The following is a 24,227-nucleotide window of genomic DNA, read 5'->3' as shown; positions in this document are numbered from 1 at the left end:
TTCGATGAAGCATCCCCCGGACCGTGTCGACGTGGCCGAGGGGCTACGGCACATCCTTCAGGAGCTGTCCGCCATCGAACGGTCGGTCGAGCACGACCTGCCGGGGCGGCCGGCGCCGTACACGGAGGTGGACGAGCCCTGGGACGGGCCTGAGTTCCGTGTCGAGACCGTGAGCGACAACAGCATGCACACGGTGGTGGACATCAGCGTCCGGAGAGGCCCCGGCCCGGCGGCGTCCGACCCCGGCGCACCCGACGAGGACGAGGTCGCCACCCTGCGTGCCACCGTCCGCGCGCTGCTCGACCTCGCCGACGTCGGATCGGGGCGCGTCAGCACCACCGTGGTCCTCACCGAGCGGGGTCCGCGGGTGGTCAGCTGCCGTCTCGGCCCCGGAGCGACGGTGTTCGCCCGCGAGAGGAGGTCCGCGACGGGCTGACATCGGCTGCGGAGAAGGCGTCCCCACCCGGGCTGACCAGGCGTTCCCGGGTGCGTTCCCGTGCCGTCCCGCAGGGCGGTATCGGGTCGGGAACGGTCCGGGAACGGGTCCCCGGAAAGTACGTGGTGTCGGGAAGCAGAAACCGCAGAAACCACGCAAAGGGGATACGCCATGGGACGCAAGTCGGCCGGACTCGTCGGGATCGTCGCCGCCGCCCTCGCCTTCGGCCTGGGGGCCACGGTCGAGGCGGGACAGGCGCAGATCCAGCCGGCCGGCGTCCGCGTGGTGGCCGACGACCAGGGCCCGACGGTCATCGGCAAGGGCGGTGTCGTTCAGGCGGGTGCCACGGATGACCAGGGTCCGACGGTCATCGGCAAGGGCGGTGTCGTCCAGGCCGGCGTCACGGATGACCAGGGTCCGACGATCATCGGCAAGGGCGGCGTCGTCCAGGCGGGTGCCACGGATGACCAGGGTCCGACGATCATCGGCAAGGGCGGTGTCGTCCAGGCCGTGGCGACCGACGACCAGGGCCCGACCGTCATCGGCAAGAACGGGGTCACCGTCCTCGCCGTCTGATCCCCTCCCCTCCCGGCACATACGACGGTGCCCCGCTCCAGGTCCTTCCGGGACTCGGAGCGGGGCACCGTCGTATGCGGGGCGGCGTCAGCTGCGTCGGCGGTCCGCGGGGACGCCCATCTGGTCGAAGAGCTCCTCGGCGGAGTGCTCGTTGCGGGCCGCGTCCTCGGCGAGGCCGAGCGCCGCCTGGGCGCGGGCCATACCGGAGAGGGCGTACGCGACCTCGATCCGGAAGTCCAGGGAGTGGGCCACCTCGTGGGCCCGCTGGTGGAGGCCGAGGGCCGCCGCGTACTCCTTGCGTTTGAACAAATAACGGCCGACCGTGTTCTCGACCTTGGCTCGGCGGAGTAGAGAAACGTTTGGCCCGATGGTTTCGATGGCGCGATCCGCGTAATGCGTGGCCTGCTCGGGCCGCCCGAGTCTCTGGGTCACCTCCGCTAAGAGGGCGAGGGCGAGCGCCACCTGGCCCGGGTCGCTGCTCTCGGTGCACAGCTCGCGCGCCCGGTTGAGGCAGGCGTCCGCGGCCTCGTCGTCGCCGAGGCAGGCGTGGGCGAAGGCCAGGTCGGTGAGGGCGACCAACTTGTTCTCGTGCTGGCCGAGTTCGTCGCAGAGACCGATGGCGCGACGGGCCGCCGACGCGGCCTCCTCGTGCCGGCCCCACTGCTCGTAGAGCGTGCTGAGGAGGGTGAGGCTCTCGGCCTCGGCCCGGCTCGCGCCCAGTTCCCGCTGGTGCGCGATGGACTTCTCCAGATGGGACAGCGCCTGCGGGAACCGGCCCAGCAGACTGTTGAGCTGGCCGAGGGCGCTCTCGCTGTGGGCCAGCGTCTGCACGTCGCCGAGGCGTTCGGCGACGTCCCGGCCCTCCGTGGCGACCTCGATGCCCTCGGCGAAGCGTCCCAGCTTCCAGCAGGCGACGCCCAGGTTGGACAGGCTGACGCCGAGCAGCGGCAGTTCGCCGAGGCGGCGCGCGGCGGCCACTGCCACGAGGCCCATCGAGCGGAACTCCTCCAGCTGCCCGCGCGCGCTCAGCTGGAAGGCGAGGTTGCGGGTCAGGAACACCGTGTGCCGGTCGTGTCCGGCGCGGTCGGCCAGACCGACCGCCCCGAGCAGCGACCCCTGTTCACGTGCGAACCACTGCTCGGCCTGCCCGCTGTCCGCGAACCAGGGCAGCCGGGACGCCCACGCCTCGGTGTCCTCCACCTCCGCCACCTCGGTCGGGATGCGGCGCCTGCCCGGGAACATCACCTGGCAGGCCGACTCCGTCGCCGCCAGGTAGTAGTCGAGCAGCCTGCGCGTGGACGCGGCGTCGTCGCCGTCGGTCGACGGAGCCCGCAGGCTCTGCGCGAAGCTGCGGACCAGGTCGTGGAAGGTGTAGAGACCGATCTCCGGCTGCTGGAGCAGATGCACGTCCAGCAGGAGTTCGAGGATGTCCTCGGCGTCCATCGGGTCCGTGTCGAGGAGCGCGGCGGCCGCGTGCACGTCGAGGTCGCCGCCGGGGTGCAGCGCCAGGCTGCGGAACGCGGTCCGGCAGTCCTGCGGCAGGGCCTGGTACGACAGTCGGAGGGTGGCGGCGACGCTGCGCTGGCCCGAACTCAGCTCGTCGAGCCGTCGCGTCTCGTCGCGCAGCCGGTCGGCCAGGTACCGCAGCGTCCACCGGGGCCGGTTGCGCAGCCGCGCCGTGGCGATGCGCAGGGCCAGCGGCAGGTGCCCGCAGAGCCGGGCCAGTTCGGCGGCCGCCTCGGGCTCCGCCGCGTACCGCCGCTCGCCCAGGGTCTCCGCGATCAGCGCCGCGCACTCCGGCGGCGACATCACGTCGATCGATATCCACTGCGCCGAGTCGAGGTCCACCAGCCGGGCCCGGCTGGTGACCAGCACCAGGCAGCCGGGCGAGGTCGGCAGCAGCGGCCGGACGCCGTCCGCGTCGGCCGCGTTGTCGAGGAGGAGCAGCAGCCGCTTCCCCGCGACGGTCGACCGCCACAGGGCCGTGCGCCCCGCGGCGTCCTCGGGGATGCGCGCGCCCGGCACACCGAGCGCGCGGAGCAGGCTGTCGAGCGCCCCGCTCGCGGTCACCGGCTGCTCGCCCGGGGTGTATCCGCGCAGGTCGATGTAGAGCTGGCCGTCGGGGAAGTCGCCGGCCAGGGTGTGCGCCGCGTGCACCGCGAGGGAGGTCTTCCCGCTGCCGCCCATGCCGTCCAGGGCCACGATGCGCGAGTGACGCGCGTAATCCCGGCCCGCGGAGTCCAGGAGTTCCTGCAGTTCGTCGCCGCGTCCGGTGAAGTCCGCCAGGTCGTACGGCAGGGTGCACGGGGCCTCGGGGGCGGCCGGGGCCGGGCGGGGGAGCGGGGCCGCGTCGGCCGGGGGAACGGGGGCCGCCAGCTCCGGGCTGTCGCGCAGGATCCCCTCGTACACCTTGGTCAGACGCGGTCCCGGGTCGACCCCGAGCTCCTCCACCAGGAGTTCGCGTACCCGGCTGTACTCCTCCAGCGCCTCGGCCTGGCGTCCCGAGCGGTAGAGGGCCAGCATCAGCTGGGCGCGCAGCGACTCGTGGAGCGGATGGGCCTGCACCAGGTCCCGGAGGTCGACGACGAGCTCGGCGGACTCTCCCAGACCGAGCCGCAGTTCGAAGAGCTGCTCGGCCGCCGCGAGGCGGCGCTCCTCGAAGGCGGTGGCCGCCGCCTCGATCACCGGGCCGCCCGCTCCCGAGAGGATCGGTCCGCGCCACAGGCCGAGCGCCCGGCGCAGCGCCTCGACCGCGTCGATCGCGCGGCCCTCCGCGGGTGCGTCCCGCGCGGCCCGCACCAAGGAGCCGAACTCCGTCAAGTCGAGCTGTTCCGAGCCCAGTACCACCCGGTAACCGGGGCCGTCCGTGACGATGACGTCGCTGCCCGAGGGGATGCGCCGCCGGAGGTCGGCGACCGCTTTGCGCACCTGATGGGAAGCGGTCGCCGGCGGGTCCTCGGCCCAGGCCGACTCCACGAGGCGGCCGATCGTCAGCACCCGTCCGGGCTCCAGGAGCAGCGTCCCGAGCACCCGTTCCTGGATCAGTCCCCCCAGCCGCAGCCGTGAACCGTCCGCCCATCCCTCCAAGGGACCCAGCACGTTGAAACGCAGCGATCGCGCCTCGGCAACGGTCATCGCCCAAGCACCCCCCCCAGGTCACTCGTCCACGCCGACGGCGCCGGTGAATGCGGATCCTAGCCCGTTCCCGTGACGCTCGGGAACGAGCCGGTACGGGAACGGTAAGCACCGCGGCCACTGTGTGGCTCACGAGGCCGACTCCTTCGCGGCCCTCGCACTGAGGACCCCCCATGCATCCAAGGAGACTGGTCATGACCGAGCAGGCATCACCGGACGGACTCGCCGAACAGCTGCGGGCCGCACGGCAGTGGGCAGGGATCACCCAGGAGCAGCTGGCCGGTCTGTCGACCGTCAGCGTGCGGGCCATCAGAGACCTGGAGCAGGGACGGGTCCGGCACCCGCGCCGCGAGACGCTCCGCCTCCTCGCCGGCGCCATGCGCCTGAGCGACGCCCGCCGGGCCGCCCTGGAACTCGCCGTCGAGGGCGCCGAGGCCGGCACGGTGATGCGCGAGACGTACGGCGCCGAACTGGCCCCGCCGCCCAAGCCGCTGCGCCGGCTGGTGGGACGCGCCGAGGAACTGCGGGCGCTGACCGCCCTGCTGTCCACCGAGCACGAGCGGCTCCTCAGCGTCGTGGGCCTGGCCGGGGTCGGCAAGACCCGACTGGCCCAGGAGGCGGCGCTGGCGCTGCACAGCCGCGACCGGACCCCGGTCGTCTGGGTGGACATGGACGAGGCCGCGCCCCCGGTGGCCGGCCCGGCGGCGGCCCGCAGCCCGCGGTCCGCGCTGGCCGGCTGGGCCCGCTCGGTGGCCCTCGGCGGCCGCGGCCTGGACGAGCTCGCCTCCGTGATAGGCGGCCGGGCGACCCTCCTGGTCCTCGACGGCCACGACGGCGCGCCCCATCTCGCGGCCCCGCTGCTCGAACTGCTCCACGCCTGCGACCGCCTCAAGGTGCTGATCACGACACGTGAACCGCACCGCACCCCCGGCAACCGGCTGCTGCCGCTCGGCCCGCTCCCCGTGCCCGCCCCGGCGCCGGGCGACGCCACCGGCGGCCCGCTGTCGGGCGACTCCCTGACCGCCGGGCAGCCGGCCGTCGAACTGATGCTGTCGTACGTCGGCCACATGCGCCCCGACCTCCTGCCGAGCGACTCCCTGGTGCGGACGGTCGCCGAACTCAGCCGGGCCCTCGACGGGGTCCCGAGAGCGATGGAGGCCGCGGCCTCCTGGCTCCTGCTGCGCTCACCCGCCGAGCTGCTGGGGATCGCCCGGACCGCGCCGCTGGACGTCGTCGACGACGTCACCGCGAGCGGCACCGGGGCCGGCGACGGACTCGCCGCGCAGCTCGAAGCAGCCGTCGCGGCCCTGGACGACGGTCCGGCCGCGCTCCTGGGAAACCTCGGTCTGCTGGCCGACGGATGGAGCGCCGACCAGGCGGCCGCGGAACTCTCCGCCTCCCCGGCGACCGTGGTGCGCGACGTGCACGCCCTGATGCTGCGCGGGCTGGTGCGGCGGCTGCCCGGCGACGAGGACGGAGCCCCGCGGTTCGGCGTGCTCCACCTCGTGCGGCGCCCGGCCGCCGATCGTGCCGCCCTCCTCGTACGGTCCACGGCGCTGGTCTCCTGAGCCCGCCCTGCCCTCCCGTTCCCCCTCGGCTCGATCCACTTCCTCTTCTTTCCCTTCCTTCTTTCTCTCTTCTCTTTGCGTCCTCCTCACGTCTCTCCCCACCACCCTCCGCAGAAAGGCATGTCCGCCATGCGCAACCTGATCTCGCTCGCCGACCTCACGCCCGAGCAGCTCGCCCGTATCGTCGCCCGCGCCGTCGAGTTCGGCACCGGTGAGGTCACCGACAGGCCGCTGACGGGCCGCCAGGTGGGCATCTACTTCCGCAAGTCGTCCACCCGGACCCGCACCTCGTTCTGGAGCGGCGCCACCCGGCTCGGGGCCGACGTCATCACCTTCGGCCCCGACGAACTCCAGCTGACCACCGGGGAGACGGTGGAGGACACCAGCCGCGTCCTCGGCCAGTACCTCGACGCCCTCGTCGTCCGCACCAACGGCGACGTGGCGGAGATGCGCCGCCTCGGCGGCAGCCCGGACCTCGCGGTGGTCAACGCCCTCAGCCTCGACGAGCACCCCACCCAGGCGGTCGCCGACCTGGCCACGCTCAGCGAGCGGTTCGGCGACCTCGCCGGGCGCCACGTCCTCGTCGTCGGCGAGGGCAACAGCTCCGGAGCGGCCCTCGCGTTGGCCGGCGCGCTCACCCCCGGACTGCGCGTCACCCTGCTGTCGCCCGAAGGGTACGAGGTGCCCAAGGACACGATGGACCTGGTCGACGAAGTGAGCGGCGGGCAGCACCTGGTGACCCGGGTGACCGACCCGGCGGCTGTCGAGGGCCCCGTCGACGCGGTCTACACGAGCCGCTGGCAGACCATGGGCGTGCCGAAGGCCGACCCGAACTGGCTGGCGTCCTTCGAGGGGTTCGGCATCGACCGGGAGTTCTTCGCGCGCTACAGCGGCCCGGACACCGTCTTCCTGCACGACCTGCCGGCCGTCCGCGGCCAGGAGGTCTCCGACGAGGTGCTCGACGGCGAGCGCAGCCTCGCCTGGCGGCAGGCGTTCCACAAGATGACCGCCGCGATGGCGGTCCTGGAGTGGTGCGTGGTCGGCGAGCACTGACCGCACGACGCCGGGGCGGCGTCGGTACGGGCTCGGGTGAGCCGTACCGACGCCGCCCCGGCGTGTGCGCCCCGACGATCAGCCGCCCATCGCGGCGACCACCGAACGGGGGCGCAGGTCCGTCCAGTTGGCCTCCACGAACTCGGAGCACTCCTGCTTGCTGCCCTCCTCGCGGACCAGCAGCCAGCCCTCGGGGCGGCGGATCCGGGCGGGCCACAGCGAGTGCTGGCCCTCGTCGTTGGCCAGGACGACGAAACGGCCGTCGGCGTCGTCGAACGGATTGGTAGCCATGGCTTCACCTCTGTTGGGTCCGTGGAACGGGGATCCGGTGCCGCACCGGTGTCTCGACGCTACGAGACGGTGTGCGCCGGTTCGGGCAGCCCGTGCGGCAGTTGGGCGGCAGCCCGCCGGCCGGCGCGGGTCAGACCAGGACGCGCGACACCTCGTGTGCGCGCGTGACGGCGATCCCGGTGGCCACCGCGGCGGCCCGCACCGAGCCGAGCGCGTCGCGCAGCAGCTCCGTGCGCCGGTGCGGCTGGTCGGCCAGCTCCGGGCGGTCCGCGTCGATCAACTGCATCGCCGCTTCGAGGACGGCGAACTTCGCCTCTCCCAGCGGGTCGTGGCGATCCGTCTCGGACATGACGTCGAGCAGGGCCGCGGCCAGTTCCGCGGTGGGGGCGATCTGGGACATGGGTCCACTCCTCAGGGTGTCTCGGGCGCGTGCTCCCGCATTCCGCTCCGGCCGGCGTCGCGGCGGCGGAATTCGACTGTAGGACGGCCCGTGAAGGGGGAGCCGACCGGCGGCGGCAACTGCCGCCCGGCTGCCGCCCCGGGCGCCGGTCGGCCGCTCGCGGCGTTCCTACGATCGATGCCGAAGGGAAGTTCCGAGCGGTCCAGGACCTCCTTCTCCCACTTGTCACCCCACGATGTGGACGAAGTGATGATGCAGCCTGCGGAAGTGGCGTCCCGAGCTCGATCCGGGCCGCTGGACGTGATGGTCACCGGACTACCGTCCGATGCCCACACCTGGAATCTCGTGTTCATTCAACTGCTGATCGAAGACCTGGGACACCATGTCGTCAATCTGGGCCCGTGCATTCCCCAGGACGAGATCGTGGAGTCCTGCGGCAAGTTCCAGCCCGACCTGCTCGTCGTGAGCAGCGTGAACGGCCACGGCTTCCACGACGCGGAGGAGCTGATCCGGACGATCCGCTCACGCTGGGAGCTGGCCGGCCTGCCCGCCGTCATCGGCGGCAAGCTGGGCGTCCTCGGCGCCGAGGGCCGGGCCGGCAACGGGCGCAGGCTCGTCGAGGCCGGCTTCGACGCGGTGTTCGAGGAGGACCAGGGCCTCGGCGCCTTCGAGGAGTTCATCGCCGCCCTGGCGGCGAACCGGGGCCCGGCCGCGCCGGCCGCCCCCCTCGCGCCGACGGCCTCCGTGCTCGCGCCGCCCGCCCCGCTGGAAGGGGTGGCACGGTGACGTCCTTCGGACGGTTCGTGGCCGCCGCCCGCGCCCGGGGCGCCCTCGTGGTCCAGCCCCGCATGGGCTTCTCCGAGCCCGCCAGGATGCGGGCCGGACTGAGGGCCACCAAGGGCGCCGGTGACGCGGTCGCCGGCACCCTCACCATCGACAGCTACACCCGGGTCGGCGACGAGCCCTCCGCGGTCCGCGCCCTGGGCCGTGGCGTCCCGCTCAACGGCTACCCCATCACCTCCTACAGCCCGGACACCTCGCGCTGGGTGCTCGACGGGATCGAGGAGGCCCGCTTCCCCGTCCAGGTCCGGCACGGCTCGGCGCGCCCGCAGCGGATCGTCGCCGCGCTCGCCCGGCTCGGCCTCACCGCGACCGAGGGCGGACCCGTCTCGTACTGCCTGCCCTACGGCCGCACCCCGCTCGTCGACTCGGTCCGCAACTGGCAGGAGACCTGCGAGCGGCTGGCCGCCCTGCGCGTCGACGGCGCCGAACCGCACCTGGAGAGCTTCGGCGGCTGCATGGTCGGCCAGCTGTGCCCGCCCGGACTGCTCGTGGCGATCAGCGCCCTGGAGGGCGTGTTCTTCCACCGGGCGGGACTGCGCTCCATCTCGCTGAGCTACGCCCAGCAGACCAGCCCGGCACAGGACCGGCAGGCGGTGCGCGCACTCCGCCGCCTGGCTGCCGAGCTTCTGCCGGAGACCGACTGGCACATCGTGGTGTACACCTACATGGGGGTCTACCCCCGCTCCACCCGCGGCGCCCACGCCCTCCTGGAGGACTCCGCCGCACTGGCGGTCACGGCGGGCGCCCAGCGACTGATCGTCAAGACGGCCGCGGAGGCGCACCGCATCCCGACCGTCGCCGAGAACGTCCGCGCCCTGCGCATCGCGGCCGACGCCGCGGCCCGCGCCGCCGACGCGACGGACGAGACCGACGACCCGGCCGACAACCCGGTGTACGCGGAGGCCCGAGCCCTCGTGGACGCCGTCCTCGACCTGGACGCCGACCTCGGCACCGCGCTGCTCGCAGCCTTCGAGCGCGGCTACCTCGACGTCCCCTACTGCCTCCACCCCGACAACGCGGGCCGCTCCCGCAGCCACATCGACGAGACGGGCCGGCTGACCTGGTCGGACATCGGTGCCATGCCCATCGGGCGGGTCACCGGCCGGCGCGGCTCCCGGCTCACCGCGTCCGGACTCCACGACGCGCTGACCTTCGTCCAGCGCCGCTACGACCACCCCGACCACGACGGCGACCGCACCCCCGCCGTTCCGCTCCTTCAGGAGGTATGACCGTGACCGTCACCATCGCCGAGGCCGTGGACGAGGCACTCCTGCCCTTCCCGTCCTCCCCCGACGTGCACCTCACCGACCCGCTGACCCGGGCCACCCTGCGCGTGCAGAGCCGGATGCTCGCCGCCACCCGCGCCTTCCTGACGGCCCGCGGCTTCCAGGAGCTGCTGCCGCCGATCATCGGCCCGGTCACCGACCCCGGCATCCGCGGCTCGAAGCAGGTGGACGTCGACTTCTACGGCCACAAGTACAAGATGATGACGAGCGCGATCCTGTACAAGCAGGCGTCGCTCCTCGCCTTCGACAAGATCTTCTACATCGCGCCGAACGTCCGCCTGGAGCCGCTGGAGACGGCGGTCACCCACCGCCACCTCGCCGAGTTCCACCAGATCGACGTCGAGATCCGCGACGCCCGCCGCGAGGACGCGATGGACCTCGCCGAGCAGCTCGTCACCCATGTCGTCGCCGACGTCGTCGCCGGCCTGCCGGGCGACCTCGACCTGCTCGGCCGCGACACCGACGCCCTGCGCGAGGCCGTCGCCGCCTCCTTCGGGCGGGTCGGCCACCAGCGGGCCACCGCCGAGCTCATCGACCTCGGCCACCCGCAGGACCCGGCCGCCGAGATCGACTGGCAGGGGGAGGAGATCGTCTCGGCCCGCGCCGAGCGCCCCTTCTTCATCACCGACTACCCCAAGGGCTCGCGCGGCTTCTACGACAAGGAGAGCGCCGAACAGCCCGGCGTGCTGCGGAACTTCGACCTCATCGCCCCCGAGGGCTACGGCGAGCTGGCCAGCGGCAGCGAGCGCGAGCACGACTACGCCACCCTCGTCACCCGGATGCGCGAGACCGGCGAGAACCCCGCCAAGTACGGCTGGTACCTGGACCTGGCCCGCCGGGGGATCCCCGCCAGCTCGGGCTTCGGCATCGGCCTGGAGCGCTTCACCCGCTACGTCACCGGCCGGCAGGCCGCCTGGCAGGCCAGCGCCTACCCCAAGCTCCCCGGGGTGGTGTCGGCATGAGCACCGCACTCGTCGCGGACGGCTTCCCCGAGGAGCAGGTCCGCCTGCGTGCCCGCCAGGGCGCCGGGGCCGTCTTCCCGGCCGAGTCCGGCTACGGCAGCGGACTGCTCGGCGCCGTCCCGGCGCCGACGGCCGGCCGGGTCGCGCACGACCCGGACGACCTGCTGGAGCGGATGCGGATCGTGCCGCCGGTCTTCATGCCCGAGCGGCTGAAGAAGCTCATCGACCTCGCCCGCGAACCGCTGTACACCGACGTCGAACTCGACACCTTCATCGGCGGGTTCACCAGCAGGCTGCCGCTGTACGTGTCGGCCTTCGGGTCCACCCAGGTCGCCAGCCGCGACCTCGGCGAGGCCGCCGGACGCCAGGCCGGAGCGCTCGGCATCCCGCTGGTCATCGGGGAGAACATCGTCCCCGTCAACGGCTACCGCAGCGCCGGCGAGAACGGCGTCTCGCCGCTCCTCGGCCGGATCGCCGCCTACGCGGAGGCCGCCGACGACGAGCACGGTGGCGTCGTCGTGCAGCAGTCCACCGAGGACGCCGACGCCGAGGTCTGGAACCTCGTCTACAGCGACCCGGTCTCCGAACCCCTCCTCGCCACCGGCCGCCTCGCCTTCGAGCTCAAGGTCGGCCAGGGCGCCAAGCCCGGCCTCGGCGGCCTCACCCTCCTCAGCCGTGAGACCGCCGGCCAGGTGGCCGAGCAGTTCGCCCTCGACGAGGTGTACGGAGCCGCCGGCGACCGGGTCCTGCGGGTCGCCAGCCCCGGCACCTTCACCGAGGAGATCCTGCGCCAGCAGATCCGCCTCATGCGGAACAACTTCCCCCGCGCCCGGGTGTGGGTGAAGCTCCACCCCGGCCGCGACGTGGCCCGGGCCGCGGCCACCGCCTGGGCGGCCGGCGCGGACTCCGTCACCGTCGACGGCGCGGAGGGCGGCACCGCCTGGGCGCCGACGGCCTTCCTCGGCCACGTCGGTCTGCCGCTCGCCGACTGCCTGCGCCGCGTCGGGCGCACCGACCACTGCCTGCTCGCCAGCGGCCGCATGTGGGAGGGCACCCGCGCGGTCAAGGCCCTCGCCCTCGGGGCCCGCGCCGTCGGCCTCGGCCGCGCCGCCCTCCTCGCCGTGGACGAGGACCGCGAGGCCGGCCTGACCCGCCTCGTCGAGGCCCTCGCCCTCGAACTGCGCATGCTGGTCAGCGCGGTCGGCAAGTACCACGTGAACGCCCTGGACCCGGAGGACCTGTTCCTGCCGGAGTCGTGGGGACCGGCGCCCGGCGCCGCCTAGCCCTCCTCAGCACCACACACGCGATTCCCAGTCGTGGCCGTACGGGATGTCCGGCACGCCGCGAGATACCCGTGCACGCCCGAACCTTCGAGAATGGTGTCGAGAAGATGTCTCACCAGCCCTCCGTCCAGGCCCCCGCCGTCGACATCGACGCGTACAACAGCACCGCCGTGCGGCTCCCCGAGGGTGCCCTGCACGAGTTGTTCGCCGCCCAGGCCGCACGGACCCCGGACGCCGTGGCGCTGGTGTGCGGGCAGCGCGAACTCACCTACCGGGAGCTGGAGTCAGCCGCCACGGCCCTGGCCCACGTGCTGCGCGACCGCGGCGTACGGCCGGGCGACGGCGTCGCCCTCTTCCAGGACCGCTCCCTCGCCTACGTCGTCGCGATGCTCGCGGTCCTGAAGACCGGCGGGGCGTACGTCCCGCTGGACCCGCGTCAGCCGGAGGAGCGACGGGCGTTCATCCTCGCCGACACCGGCGCCGTCCTCCTGGTCACCGACCGCGACGAGCAGGACGTGGCCTTCGCCGGCGAGGTCCCCGTCGTGCGGCTCACCGAGGACGTGACCCTGCCGAAGCGGGTCATGGGCCCGCTCGACGTCGCGGTGCACCCGGACGAGCTGGCCTACGTGATGTACACCTCGGGTTCGAGCGGCACGCCGAAGGGTGTGGCCAACACCCATCGCAACGTGGTCGAGTTGGCGCTCGACCCGTGGTGGGGTGCGGGGGAGCGGCACCGTCGGGTGCTCGCCTACTCGCCGCTCGCCTTCGACTCCTCCACCTACGAGCTGTGGGTGCCGCTGCTGAGCGGCGGCACCGCCGTCGTCCTCCCCGCGCCCAAGCTGGACATCGCCGAGCTGGGCGAGGCGCTGGTACGGCACGGGATCAGTGCGGTGTACTTCACGACCGCGCTCTTCGACGCCATGGCGTCCGAGGCCGTGGAGTCGCTGGCCGGCCTCGCGGAGATCTGGACCGGCGGCGACGTCCTCTCCCCGGTCGCGCTGCAGAAGGTGCTCGACGCCTGCCCGACGACCTCGGTCGTCCACGCCTACGGCCCGACCGAGTCCACGGTCTTCTGCAGTTACCAGGCGTTCGGCCCCGCCGAGCGCCGGGTGGAACGCCTCCACCTGGGCGTGCCGATGGCCAACACCCGCATGTACGTCCTCGACGCGGAGCTGCGCCCGGTCGAGACCGGCGTGGTCGGCGAGCTGTACGTCGCCGGCACCCACCTGGCCTGGGGATACGTCGGCCGCCCCACCGTGAGCGCCGAGCGGTTCGTCGCCGACCCGTTCGGACCGGCCGGGGAGCGGATGTACCGCACCGGAGACCTCGCCCGCTGGAACGAGCACGGCGAGATGGTCTTCGAGGGCCGCGCCGACCAGCAGGTCAAGCTCCGCGGCTTCCGCATCGAACTCGGCGAGATCGAGACCGTCCTCCTCGACCACCCCTCCGTCGCCCAGTCGGCGGTGATCGTCCGCGAGGACCGTCCCGGCGACAAGCGGCTCGTCGCCTACGTGGTCCCCACCGCGGGAAGCCGCGTCGACACCGACGCCCTCCACGGATACGCCGCCGAGCACCTCGCCGAGTACGCGGTGCCCTCCGCCTTCGTCGAACTCGCCGACCTCCCGCTGACCGCCAACGGCAAGCTCGACCGGCGCGCCCTGCCCGCCCCGCTCGTCGGCGGCGCCGGGGGACGGGCCCCCCGCACCCCGGCCGAAGAGGTCCTCTGCGGCCTCTTCGCCGACGCCCTCGGCGTGGCGGCGGTCTCCATCGATGACGACTTCTTCCGCCTCGGCGGCCACTCCCTCCTCGCCACGCGCCTCGTCGGCCGCATCCGCACCGCCCTCGCCACCGAGCTCTCCCTGCGCGACTTCTTCCGGCACCCGACGGCCGCCGGACTCGCCCAGCGGATCGCCGCGGGCTCCGGCGAGGCCCTGCGCCCCGCGCTCACCGCCGCCGGCCGCTCCGACGACGACCTCCCGCTCTCCGCCGCCCAGCGCCGCCTGTGGTTCCTCGACCAGATGGAGGGGCCGTCCGCGACGTACAACATCCCGCTCGCGGTCCGCCTCACCGGCGCCGTCGACCCCGAGGTCCTGCGCAGCGCCCTCGCCGACGTGATCGCCCGCCACGAGGTCCTGCGGACGACCTACCCGGTCCACGAGGGGGAGCCCCGGCAGCACATCGCCGCCGCCGACGGGGTGACCGTGCCGCTCGCGGTCGTCCCCGTCGCCGAGGACGAACTGCCCGGACGGCTCGCCGACGAGACCGCCCACCTCTTCGACCTCGCCTCCGATCTCCCGCTGCACGCAGCCCTGTTCGAGCTCGCGCCGAACCGGAGCGTCCTGGTACTCGTCGTGCACCACATCGCCTCCGACGGCTGGTCCAACACGCCCCTCATGCGCGACCTCGGCGCCGCCTACACCGCCCGCGCCGAAGGCGCCGCGCCCGCGTGGGAGCCGCTGCCGGCCCAGTACGCCGACTACTCCCTGTGGCAGCGCGACCTCCTCGCCGACCACGAGGAGAAGCAGCTCGACCACTGGCGCGAGGCGCTCGACCGGCTGCCCACCGAGGTGACCCTGCCCACCAGCCGGCCCCGCCCGGTCGTGGCCTCCTACCGCGGCGCCACCCACACGGTGCACTGCCCCGCCGAGACCCACCAGGCCCTCTCCACCCTGGCCAGGGAACACGGAGTCACGCTCTACATGGTCGCGCAGGCCGCCACGGTGGCCCTGCTGTCCCGCTCCGGCGCCGGCACCGACATCCCGCTCGGTTCCCTCGTCGCCGGCCGCACCGACGAAGCACTGGAAGACCTGGTCGGCTTCTTCGTGAACACGCTGGTGCTCCGCACCGACGCCTCCGGGGACCCGACCTTCCGGGAGCTCCTCGACCGGGTCCGCGAGACCGACCTGGCGGCCTGGGCCCACCAGGAGCTGCCCTTCGACCGGCTCGTCGAGACCCTCAACCCCGAGCGCTCCGCCGCCCGCCACCCCCTCTTCCAGGTCATGCTCACCCTCGCCGAAGCCGCCGAGGCGACGCCGCAGCTCCCCGGAGTGCGCGCCGAGACCCAACAACTCAGCGCCGGTATCGCCAAGTTCGACCTGACGGTCAACTTCTACGAGCACCGCGACCGGGTCGGCCACCCCAACGGACTCGACATCGTCCTGGAGTACGCCACCGACCTGTACGACGCCGACACCGTCGAGGCGGCCGCCGAGCGGCTCGCACGGGTCCTGGACGCCGTCATCGCCGACCCGGACGTCAAGGTCGCCGACATCGAACTGCTCTCGGCCCACCAGCGCCGCGCGCTGCTCACCGACTACAACGACACCGCCGCCGTCCTGCCCGAGGGCACGCTGCACGGGCTGTTCGCCGCGCAGGCCGCCCTGACCCCGGACGCCACGGCGCTGGAGTGCGGTGGGCAGGCGATGAGCTACCGCGCACTCGACCGCGCCTCCGACGCCTTCGCCCACCGGCTGACCGCGCGGGGCGTCCGGCCGGGCTCCGCCGTCGGCCTCTACCTGGACCGCTCGGCCGAGTTCATGGTCGCGGTCCTGGCGGTCCTGAAGACCGGCGGGGCGTACGTCCCGCTGGACCCGCGTCAGCCGGAGGAGCGCCTCGCCTTCATCCTCGCCGACACCGGTGCCCCGCTCCTCGTCACCGACCGGTCCGCCGACGAGGTGCCGTTCGCCGCCGGCCTGGACGTGCTCGCCGCACCCGACGTCCCCGCACTCCTCTCCGACACCGCGGCCGGCGCCCCCGACGTCGCGGTGCACCCGGACGAGCTGGCCTACGTGATGTACACCTCGGGTTCGAGCGGCACGCCGAAGGGCGTGGCCAACACCCACCGCAACGTGGTCGAGTTGGCGCTCGACCCGTGGTGGGGCGCGGGGGAGCGGCACCGTCGGGTGCTCGCCTACTCGCCGCTCGCCTTCGACTCCTCCACCTACGAGCTGTGGGTCCCGCTGCTCAGCGGCGGCACCGCCGTCGTCCTCCAGGTCGCCAAGGTCGACGTCGCCGAGCTGGGCGACGCGCTCGTGCGGCACGGGATCAGCGCGGTGTACTTCACGACCGCGCTCTTCGACGCCATGGCGTCCGAGGCCGTGGAGTCCCTCGCGGGGCTCGCGGAGATCTGGACCGGCGGCGACGTCCTCTCCCCGGTCGCGCTGCAGAAGGTGCTGGACGCCTGCCCGACGACCTCGGTGGTCCACGCCTACGGCCCGACCGAGTCCACGGTCTTCTGCAGCTACCAGGTCTTCGGCCCCGACCGGCGGATGGTCGAGCGCCTCCACCTCGGCGTGCCGATGGCCAACACCCGTATGTACGTCCTCGACGCCCGGCTGCGGCCCGTCGTCCCCGGCGTGGTCGGCGAACTGTACGTGGCCGGCAGCCACCTGGCCCGGGGATACGTCGGACGGGGCGCCCTCTCGGCCGAGCGGTTCGTCGCCGACCCGTTCGGGCCCGCCGGGGAGCGGATGTACCGCACCGGAGACCTCGCCCGCTGGAACGAGCACGGCGAGATGGTCTTCGAGGGCCGCGCCGACCAGCAGGTCAAGCTCCGCGGTTTCCGCATCGAACTCGGCGAGATCGAGGCAGCCCTCCTGGCCGACCCCTCCGTCGTCCAGGCCGCGGTGATCGTCCGCGAGGACCGTGCCGGCGACAAGCGGCTCGTCGCCTACGTGGTCCCCGCCCCGCAGGGCCGGGTCGACACCGACGCCCTGCGCCGCGACTGCGCGCGGCGGCTCGCCGAGTACATGGTGCCCTCCGCCTTCGTCGAACTGGACGTCCTGCCGCTGACCGCCAACGGCAAGCTCGACCGCCGGGCGCTGCCCGCGCCGCGCGTCGGCACCGGACCCGGCGGACGCCAGGGCCGCACTCCCGTGGAGGAGGTGCTGTGCGGCCTGTTCGCCGACGCCCTCGGGCTGCCCGCGGTCTCCATCGACGACGACTTCTTCCGCCTCGGCGGCCACTCCCTCCTCGGCACGCGGCTCGTCAGCCGCATCCGGCAGCTCCTCGGCGCCCGGGTCTCCGTCCGCGACCTGTTCCGGTGCCCCAGCGTCGCCCGGTTCGCCGAGTTCCTCGCCGAGACCGACGGCGAGGACCGCCGCCCGGTCCTCAAGGCCGCCGCACGGCCGGCCCGGGTCCCGCTCTCCGCCGCGCAGCGGCGCCTGTGGTTCCTCGACCAGATGGAGGGGGCGTCCGCGACGTACAACATCCCCCTCGCCGTCCGCCTCACCGGGGCCCTCGACGCCGACGCGCTGCGCCGGGCCCTCACCGACGTCGTCGGCCGCCACGAGGCGCTGCGCACCGTCTTCCCCGCCGAACAGGGCACCCCGCACCAGCTGGTCGTGGCGGCCGACGAGGCCCGCGTCGACCTCCCGGTCATCCCGGCGACCGCCGACGCGCTCCCCGCCGTCCTGCGCGACCTGTCCGCCACCACCTTCGACCTCTCCCGCGAACTGCCCATCCGCGCCGACCTGGTGAGGATCTCCGACCAGGAGCACGTGCTGCTCCTGGTGACCCACCACATCGCCTCCGACGGCTGGTCCAACACGCCCCTCATGCGGGACCTCGGCGCCGCCTACACCGCCCGCAGCGAGGGCGCGGCGCCCGACTGGGAGCCGCTGCCCGTCCAGTACGCCGACTACGCGCTGTGGCAGGAGGCGCTGCTCGCCGCCGACGAGGAGCGCCAGCTCGCCTACTGGCGCGGCGCGCTGGAGCGACTCCCCGAGGAGGTGACCCTCCCCACCGACCGGGCCCGGCCGGCCACCGCCTCGTACCGCGGGGCCTCGCTCACCGTGCAGTGCCCGGCCGACCTCCACAAGGCACTGACCCGGCTGGCCCGCGAGAACGGCACCACGCTCTTCATGGTCGCGCAGGCGGCCACCGCGGTCCTCCTGTCGCGCTCCGGCGCGGGCCCCGACATCCCGCTGGGCTCACCGGTCGCCGGCCGCACCGACGAAGCCCTGGAGGACCTGGTCGGCTTCTTCGTGAACACGCTGGTGCTGCGCACCGACGTCAGCGGCAACCCGACGTTCCGGGAGCTCCTGGAGCGGGTCAGGGCCACCGACCTGGCGGCCTGGGCCCACCAGGACGTCCCCTTCGACCGGCTCGTGGAGACCCTCAACCCCGAGCGCTCCGCGGCCCGTCACCCGCTCTTCCAAGTGATGCTGTCGGTCACCGACGCGGCCGGTCCGGTGCCCGAACTCGGCGGTCTGCGGGCCGAGTCGGAGTTCACCGCACTCGACATCGCCAAGTTCGACCTCACCTTCACCTTCCACGAGCACCGGACCGGCGACGGCGGCCCGGGCGGCCTCGGCATCACCGTCGAGTACGCCACCGACCTCTACGAGGCGGCCAGCGTCTCGGCCGTCACCGCACGACTGGTCCGCCTCCTCGAAGCGGCCGCCGGGACCCCGGACGTCCCGATCGCCGACCTCGACGTCCTGGCCGCCGACGAGCGCAGGCAGCTCCTCGACACCTGGCACGGCACCGCGCACAGCCGCCCCGCCGCCTCGCTGCCCCAGCTGTTCGCCGCCCAGGCCGCCCGCACCCCGGACGCCGTCGCCGTCACCCTGGCCGGCCGGCGCCTGACGTACGCGGAGCTCGACCGGCGCGCCAACCGCCTGGCCCACCGGCTGATCGAGGAGGGCGTGCGGCCCGGCTCCCGGGTGGTCCTCTTCCTGGAGCGCTCCCTGGAGGCCGTCGTCGCGATCCTCGCGATCGTCAAGGCCGGCGCGGTGTACGTGCCGCTCGACACCCGCTACCCGACGGACCGCATCGAGCTCATCGTGCGGATGGCCGGAGGCACCCTCTTCCTCACCGACCGCGAGCTCGCCGGCCTCGAACTGCCGCAGGGCGCAAGGGCCCTGAACGTGGCCGACAGCACCGAGGGCCTGCCGGAGACGGCGCCCGAGGTCGAGGTCCACCCCGAGCAGCCGGCCTACGCGATGTTCACCTCGGGCTCGACCGGCGTGCCGAAGGGCGTCGTCGTCACCCACCGCAACGTCGCCGAACTGGCCGCCGACACCGCCTTCACCTCCGACGTCCACCGCCGCGTCCTGCTCCACTCGCCGCTCGCCTTCGACGCCACCACCTACGAGCTGTGGGCCCCGCTGCTGTCCGGCGGCACCCTGGTCGTCGCCCCGCCCGGCCTGCTCGACACGGCCGCCCTCGCGAGGATCCTCTCCGAGGAGTCGATCACCGGGCTGTGGCTCACCGTGGGTCTGTTCCGGCTGGTCGCGGAGGAGGACCCGGCGGCGTTCGCGGGTCTGGGCGAGGTGTGGACGGGTGGTGACGTGGTGCCGCCGGAGGCGGTGCGCCGGGTGATGGACGCCTGCCCGGACCTGACCGTGGTGAACGGTTACGGGCCGACGGAGACGACGACGTTCGCCACCTCGCACCCGCTGCACCGGCCCTTCGACTACGACGGCGCCCTGCCCATCGGCCGCCCCCTGGACAACACCCGCCTCTACGTCCTCGACGAGCACCTCGGCCTCGTGCCGGCCGGCGTCCGGGGCGAGCTCTACATCGCGGGCACCGGACTCGCCCAGGGCTACCTGGACCGGCCGGCGCTCACCGCCGAACGGTTCGTCGCCGACCCCTACGGCCCGCCCGGCTCCCGCATGTACCGCACCGGCGACCTCGTCTGCTGGTCGCGGGAGGGCGAGATCGAGTACCTGGGGCGTGCGGACCAGCAGGTGAAGCTGCGCGGCTTCCGCATCGAGCCCGGCGAGATCGAGTCGGCGCTCGTGGCCCACGGCTCCGTCGCCCAGGCCGCCGTGATCGTCCGCGAGGACCGGCCCGGCGACAAGCGCCTCGTCGCCTACGTCGTCGGACACGGCGCCACCCCACCCGACCCGGACGCGCTGCGCACCCACGCCGGCGAACTCCTGCCGGACTACATGGTCCCGTCCGCCTTCGTGGCCCTGGACGCCCTGCCGCTCACCGGGAACGGCAAGCTCGACCGCCGCGCCCTGCCCGCGCCCCCGGCCTCGGCCGAGAGCACCGGCCGCCGGCCGCGCAACCCGCGCGAGGAAGTGCTCTGCGGGCTGTTCGCCGACGTCCTCGGCGTCCCCACCGTCTCCATCGACGACGACTTCTTCCGCCTCGGCGGGCACTCGCTGCTCGCCACCCGGCTGGTCAGCCGGATCCGCACCGCCCTCGGGGCCGAACTCCCGGTCCCCGCCCTCTTCGAGAACCCGAACGTGGCCAGCCTGGCCGAGCGGCTCGACCGCGCCGAGAGCGCGCGCCCGAAGCTGCGGCCGATGCGCCGGATGGGAGCCTCCCAGTGATCCCCCTGTCATACGCCCAGCAGCGCCTGTGGTTCCTCGCCCAGCTGGAGGGCCCCTCGGCGACCTACAACATCCCGCTGGCGCTCCGCCTGACCGGCGCCCTCGACACCGAGGCGCTGACCCTGGCCCTCGGCGACGTCGTCGCCCGGCACGAGAGCCTGCGCACGGTCTACCCCGAGCGCGACGGCACCCCGCACCAGGAGATCCTCGCCGCCGAGGACGTACGCCTCGACCTGCCGGTCCTGCACACGGACGAGGCCGGCCTCGCCGAGGTCCTCGCCGCCGAGTCGGCGCACGTCTTCGACCTCGCGGCCGACCTCCCCGTGGAGGCACGGCTCATCCGGCTCGCCGACGGCGACCCGGCGGAACGGCCCGGGTCCGACCGCGAGCCGGAGCACGTCCTCCTCGTCGTCATGCACCACATCGCCTCCGACGGCTGGTCCATCGCCCCGCTGCTGCGCGACCTCGCCCACGCCTACCGGGCACGCCTCGCCGGCCGGGCCCCGGAGCAGGAGCCGCTGGAGATCCAGTACGCCGACTACACCCTCTGGCAGCACGAACTGCTGGGCGAGCCCGACGCCGAGGACAGCGTCATGGCCCGGCAGGCCGCCTACTGGCGCGAGCGGCTGGCCGGACTGCCGGCCGAGGCCACCCTCCCCGCGGACCGGCCCCGCCCCGCCGTCGCCTCCTACCGCGGTGACACCCGCGGCCTCCACTGCCCGCCCGAGACCCACGCGGCCCTCGTCGAGCTGGCGAAGGAGAGCGGCGCCACCCTCTTCATGGCGGCCCAGGCCGCCCTCGCGACCGTCCTCGCCGCCTCCGGCGCCGGCACCGACGTCCCCGTCGGCTCCCCGGTCGCCGGCCGCACCGACGAGGCGCTCGACGACCTCGTGGGCTTCTTCGTCAACACCCTCGTCCTGCGCACCGACGTCAGCGGCGACCCGACCTTCCGGGAGCTCCTGGAGCGGGTCCGCACCACCGACCTCGGGGCCTGGGCCCACCAGGACCTGCCCTTCGACCGGCTCGTCGAGGCGCTCAACCCCGAGCGCACCGGCGACCGCCACCCCCTCTTCCAGGTCATGCTGACCCTGGTGCAGGCCGGTGCCACCGACTCCGGAGCGCACTTCCCCGGCCTTGAGACCCGCGCCGAGTACTCGCCCACCAGCACCGCCAAGTTCGACCTGACCGTCGGCTTCGACGAGCACCTCACCCCCGACGGCCGCCCCGGCGGACTCGACATCACCGCCGAGTACGCCACCGACCTCTACGACCCCGAGACCGTCGAGGCGCTCCTCGCACGGCTCGGCCGGCTGCTCGCCGAGGCCGTCGCCCACCCCGACACCCCGCTCTCCGGCCTGGACCTGCTCGACGCGGCCGAGCGCACCCTGCTCCTCGACACCTGGACCGGCCACGCCACCCCGGTGCCCGACGGCTCGGTCGCCGACCTCTTCGCCGCGCAGGCCGCGCGGACCCCGGACGCCGTCGCCCTCACCCACGAGGGCCGCGCCTTCACCTACGCCGAGGTCGACGCCGTCTCCAACCGGTTCGCCCACCACCTGGTCTCGCTCGGCGTCGGACCCGAGACCGTCGTCGCCGTCCTGATGGAACGCTCCGCCGACCTCGTCCTGTCGCTCCTGGCCATCACCAAGGCCGGCGGTGTCTACGCCCCCCTCAACGCCGTCGACCCGGCCTCCCGGCTCACCCGCATCCTCGCCGACACGGCGGCCCCGGTCCTCCTCGTCGACCCCGCCCTCACCGACCACGAGATCCTGACCGAGGCGACCGGTGTGCGCGTCGTCCTCGTCGACGGGCTCGCCGACGACGAGGCCCTCGGCGCCCACCCGGCGACCGCTCCCGCGACCGCGACGCACCCCGACCAGTGGCTGTACGTCATGTTCACCTCGGGCTCGACCGGCGTGCCGAAGGGCGTCGCCATCACCCACCGCAACGTCGCCGAACTCGCCCTCGACCGGAGCTGGACCCGCCCCGCCCACGCCCATGTGCTCTTCCACTCCCCGCACACCTTCGACGCCTCGACCTTCGAGCTCTGGGTGCCCTGGCTCTCCGGCGGCACCGTGTCGGTCGCCCCGCCCGGAGTCCTCGACACGGCCGCCCTCGCGACCGTGCTGAAGGAGGAGTCGATCACCGGGCTGTGGCTGACCGCCGGTCTGTTCCGGCTGGTCGCGGAGGAGGACCCGGGGGCGTTCGCGGGTCTGGGCGAGGTGTGGACGGGTGGTGACGTGGTGCCGCCGGAGGCGGTGCGCCGGGTGATGGACGCCTGCCCGGACCTGACCGTGGTGAACGGTTACGGGCCGACGGAGACGACGACGTTCGCCACCTCGCACCCGCTGCACCGGCCCTTCGACTACGACGGCGCCCTGCCCATCGGCCGCCCTCTCGACAACACCCGCCTCTACGTCCTCGACGACCACCTCGGACTGGTCGCCCCCGGTGTCCCCGGCGAGCTGTACATCGGCGGTGCCGGACTGGCCCGCGGCTACCTCGGCCGCCCCGCCCAGACCGCCGAACGGTTCGTCGCCGACCCCCACGGCCCCACCGGCTCCCGCATGTACCGCACCGGCGACCTCGTGCGCTGGTCGCGGGAGGGCGAGATCGAGTACCTGGGGCGTGCGGACCAGCAGGTGAAGCTGCGCGGCTTCCGCATCGAGCCCGGCGAGATCGAGTCGGCGCTCGTGGCCCACGGCTCCGTCGCCCAGGCCGCCGTGATCGTCCGCGAGGACCGGCCCGGCGACAAGCGCCTCGTCGCCTACGTCGTCGGCCCGGCCGACACCGACCTCACGGCCCTGCGCCGCCACGCGGCCGACGCCCTGCCCGAGTACATGGTCCCGTCCGCCTTCGTGCTCCTGGACGCCCTGCCGCTCACCGGGAACGGCAAGCTCGACCGCCGCGCCCTGCCGCGGCCCGTGCTCGGCGGCGAGAGCGACGGCCGCGCCCCGCGCAACCCGGTCGAGGAGGTGCTGTGCGGGCTGTTCGCCGACGTCCTCGGCGCCCCGTCCGTCACCGTCGACGACCACTTCCTGCGGCTCGGCGGCCACTCCCTGCTCGCCACCCGCCTGGTCAGCCGGATCCGCGCCGCCCTCGGCGCCCGGATCACGGTCCGCGACATCTTCCAGCACCCGACCGTGGCCCAGCTCGCCGAGCTGGTCGCGGCGGGCAGCGGGGAGCCGGCCCGCCCCGCCCTCACGGTCCAGGAGCGGCCCGAGCGCATCCCGCTCTCCTCGGCCCAGCAGCGCCTGTGGTTCCTCGACCAGCTGGAAGGCCCGTCGGCCACCTACAACATCCCGCTGGCCCTCCGCCTCACCGGCGCCCTCGACGCGGACGCCCTGCGCCGCGCCCTCACCGACGTCGTCGTACGCCACGAAGCCCTGCGGACGGTCTTCCGGACCGCCGACGGCGAGGCGTACCAGCACGTCCTGCCCGCCGACGGGATCGACGTACCGCTGCCGACCGTGCCGGCCACCGAGGAGACCCTCCCCGCGCTGCTCGCCGAGGAGAGTGCCAAGGTCTTCGACCTGACCACCGAACTCCCGCTGCGCGCCGCCCTGCTGGCCCTGTCCGACGACGCCCACGTCCTGGTGGTCGTCGCCCACCACATCGCCTCCGACGGCTGGTCGAACGCTCCCTTCTTCGCCGACCTGGCCCGTGCCTACGAGGCCCGTGGCGGGGGAGCGGCCCCCGACTGGGCGCCGCTCCCGGTGCAGTACGCCGACTACACCCTGTGGCAGCGCGACCTGCTCGCCGCCGAGCAGCTGCCCCAACTCGACTTCTGGCGCGAGGCCCTCGCCGGCCTCCCGGAGGAGGCGACCCTTCCCGCGGACCGACCGCGGCCGGCCGTCGCCTCCTACCAGGGCGCCACGCTCACCGTGTCCTGCCCCGCCCCGGTCCACCGGGCGCTGACAGGGCTGGCGCGGGAGACCGGCACCACCGCCTTCATGGCGGCCCAGGCCGCCGTGGCGACCGTGCTCGCACGGTGCGGTGCCGGAAAGGATGTCCCGATCGGTTCGCCGGTCGCGGGACGGACGGATCAGGCTCTCGACGATCTCGTGGGCTTCTTCGTCAACACGTTGGTTCTGCGTACGGATCTG

At 73.8% G+C, this 24,227-nt stretch carries 13 protein-coding genes; 10 read left to right on the top strand and 3 right to left on the bottom strand.

The genetic code is table 11. From position 1 onward, the window contains the following. Positions 1 to 4: 4 nt before the first annotated feature. Both AB0424_RS18940 and AB0424_RS18935 read left to right on the top strand, forming a co-directional pair. Positions 5 to 436: a hypothetical protein gene (locus tag AB0424_RS18940; RefSeq protein ID WP_366306798.1), complete on the top strand. Its 432-nt coding sequence runs from the start codon at positions 5 to 7 to the stop codon at positions 434 to 436. A 171-nt stretch (positions 437 to 607) separates the two neighbouring features. Then, a complete protein-coding gene (locus tag AB0424_RS18935) occupies positions 608 to 1,012 on the top strand; it encodes a hypothetical protein (RefSeq protein ID WP_366306796.1) in 405 nt (134 codons plus the stop codon). An 87-nt stretch (positions 1,013 to 1,099) separates the two neighbouring features. Here AB0424_RS18935 and AB0424_RS18930 read toward each other — a convergent pair whose 3' ends face one another. Further along, entirely contained in the window at positions 1,100 to 4,147 is a 3,048-nt protein-coding gene (locus AB0424_RS18930; protein WP_366306794.1) for a BTAD domain-containing putative transcriptional regulator, read from the bottom strand. A 194-nt stretch (positions 4,148 to 4,341) separates the two neighbouring features. Between AB0424_RS18930 and AB0424_RS18925 the strand changes: the two genes are divergently transcribed. Both AB0424_RS18925 and AB0424_RS18920 read left to right on the top strand, forming a co-directional pair. Further along, positions 4,342 to 5,715, top strand: coding sequence for a helix-turn-helix domain-containing protein (locus AB0424_RS18925; protein WP_366306792.1), 1,374 nt, complete (start codon positions 4,342 to 4,344; stop codon positions 5,713 to 5,715). 129 nt (positions 5,716 to 5,844) lie between these two features. Continuing rightward, complete coding sequence (locus AB0424_RS18920; protein WP_366306791.1) at positions 5,845 to 6,768, top strand: ornithine carbamoyltransferase; 924 nt, start codon at positions 5,845 to 5,847, stop codon at positions 6,766 to 6,768. 78 nt (positions 6,769 to 6,846) lie between these two features. Here the strand turns inward: AB0424_RS18920 and AB0424_RS18915 are convergent, their stop codons facing one another. Then, on the bottom strand, positions 6,847 to 7,059 hold the full coding sequence (locus AB0424_RS18915) for an MbtH family NRPS accessory protein (RefSeq protein WP_366306789.1): 213 nt from the start codon (positions 7,057 to 7,059) through the stop codon (positions 6,847 to 6,849). Between the two features lie 130 nt (positions 7,060 to 7,189). Beyond that, positions 7,190 to 7,459, bottom strand: coding sequence for a hypothetical protein (locus AB0424_RS18910; protein ID WP_366306788.1), 270 nt, complete (start codon positions 7,457 to 7,459; stop codon positions 7,190 to 7,192). Between the two features lie 177 nt (positions 7,460 to 7,636). Between AB0424_RS18910 and AB0424_RS18905 the strand changes: the two genes are divergently transcribed. The 6 genes from AB0424_RS18905 to AB0424_RS18880 form a co-directional block, all read left to right on the top strand. Beyond that, positions 7,637 to 8,245 carry a cobalamin-dependent protein gene (locus tag AB0424_RS18905; RefSeq protein ID WP_366307264.1) on the top strand — a complete coding sequence of 203 codons (609 nt, stop codon included), beginning with the start codon at positions 7,637 to 7,639 and terminating at the stop codon, positions 8,243 to 8,245. After that, the gene (locus AB0424_RS18900) at positions 8,242 to 9,531 is read left to right on the top strand and encodes a methylaspartate mutase (RefSeq protein ID WP_366306786.1); all 1,290 of its coding nucleotides are present in this window, start codon (positions 8,242 to 8,244) and stop codon (positions 9,529 to 9,531) included. The genes AB0424_RS18905 and AB0424_RS18900 overlap by 4 nt, the downstream gene beginning before the upstream one ends. Next, on the top strand, positions 9,528 to 10,550 hold the full coding sequence (locus AB0424_RS18895; RefSeq protein WP_366306785.1) for an asparagine synthetase A: 1,023 nt from the start codon (positions 9,528 to 9,530) through the stop codon (positions 10,548 to 10,550). Before AB0424_RS18900 ends, AB0424_RS18895 begins: the two co-directional genes overlap by 4 nt. Further along, complete coding sequence (locus AB0424_RS18890) at positions 10,547 to 11,833, top strand: glutamate synthase-related protein (RefSeq protein WP_366306783.1); 1,287 nt, start codon at positions 10,547 to 10,549, stop codon at positions 11,831 to 11,833. The genes AB0424_RS18895 and AB0424_RS18890 overlap by 4 nt, the downstream gene beginning before the upstream one ends. Positions 11,834 to 11,940: 107 nt before the next feature. Further along, positions 11,941 to 20,121: an amino acid adenylation domain-containing protein gene (locus tag AB0424_RS18885; protein ID WP_366306781.1), complete on the top strand. Its 8,181-nt coding sequence runs from the start codon at positions 11,941 to 11,943 to the stop codon at positions 20,119 to 20,121. Beyond that, a partial coding sequence (locus AB0424_RS18880) for an amino acid adenylation domain-containing protein (RefSeq protein WP_366306779.1) occupies positions 20,118 to 24,227 on the top strand: 4,110 nt, incomplete at its 3' end. The genes AB0424_RS18885 and AB0424_RS18880, both read left to right, overlap by 4 nt.

Origin of the sequence: Streptomyces sp. NPDC051180 (assembly GCF_040689545.1) — a bacterium.
Taxonomy (GTDB): Bacteria; Actinomycetota; Actinomycetes; order Streptomycetales; family Streptomycetaceae; genus Streptomyces.
The sequence above is the reverse complement of the archived record's forward strand: the minus strand, read 5'-3'. Positions and strand labels throughout refer to the sequence as shown.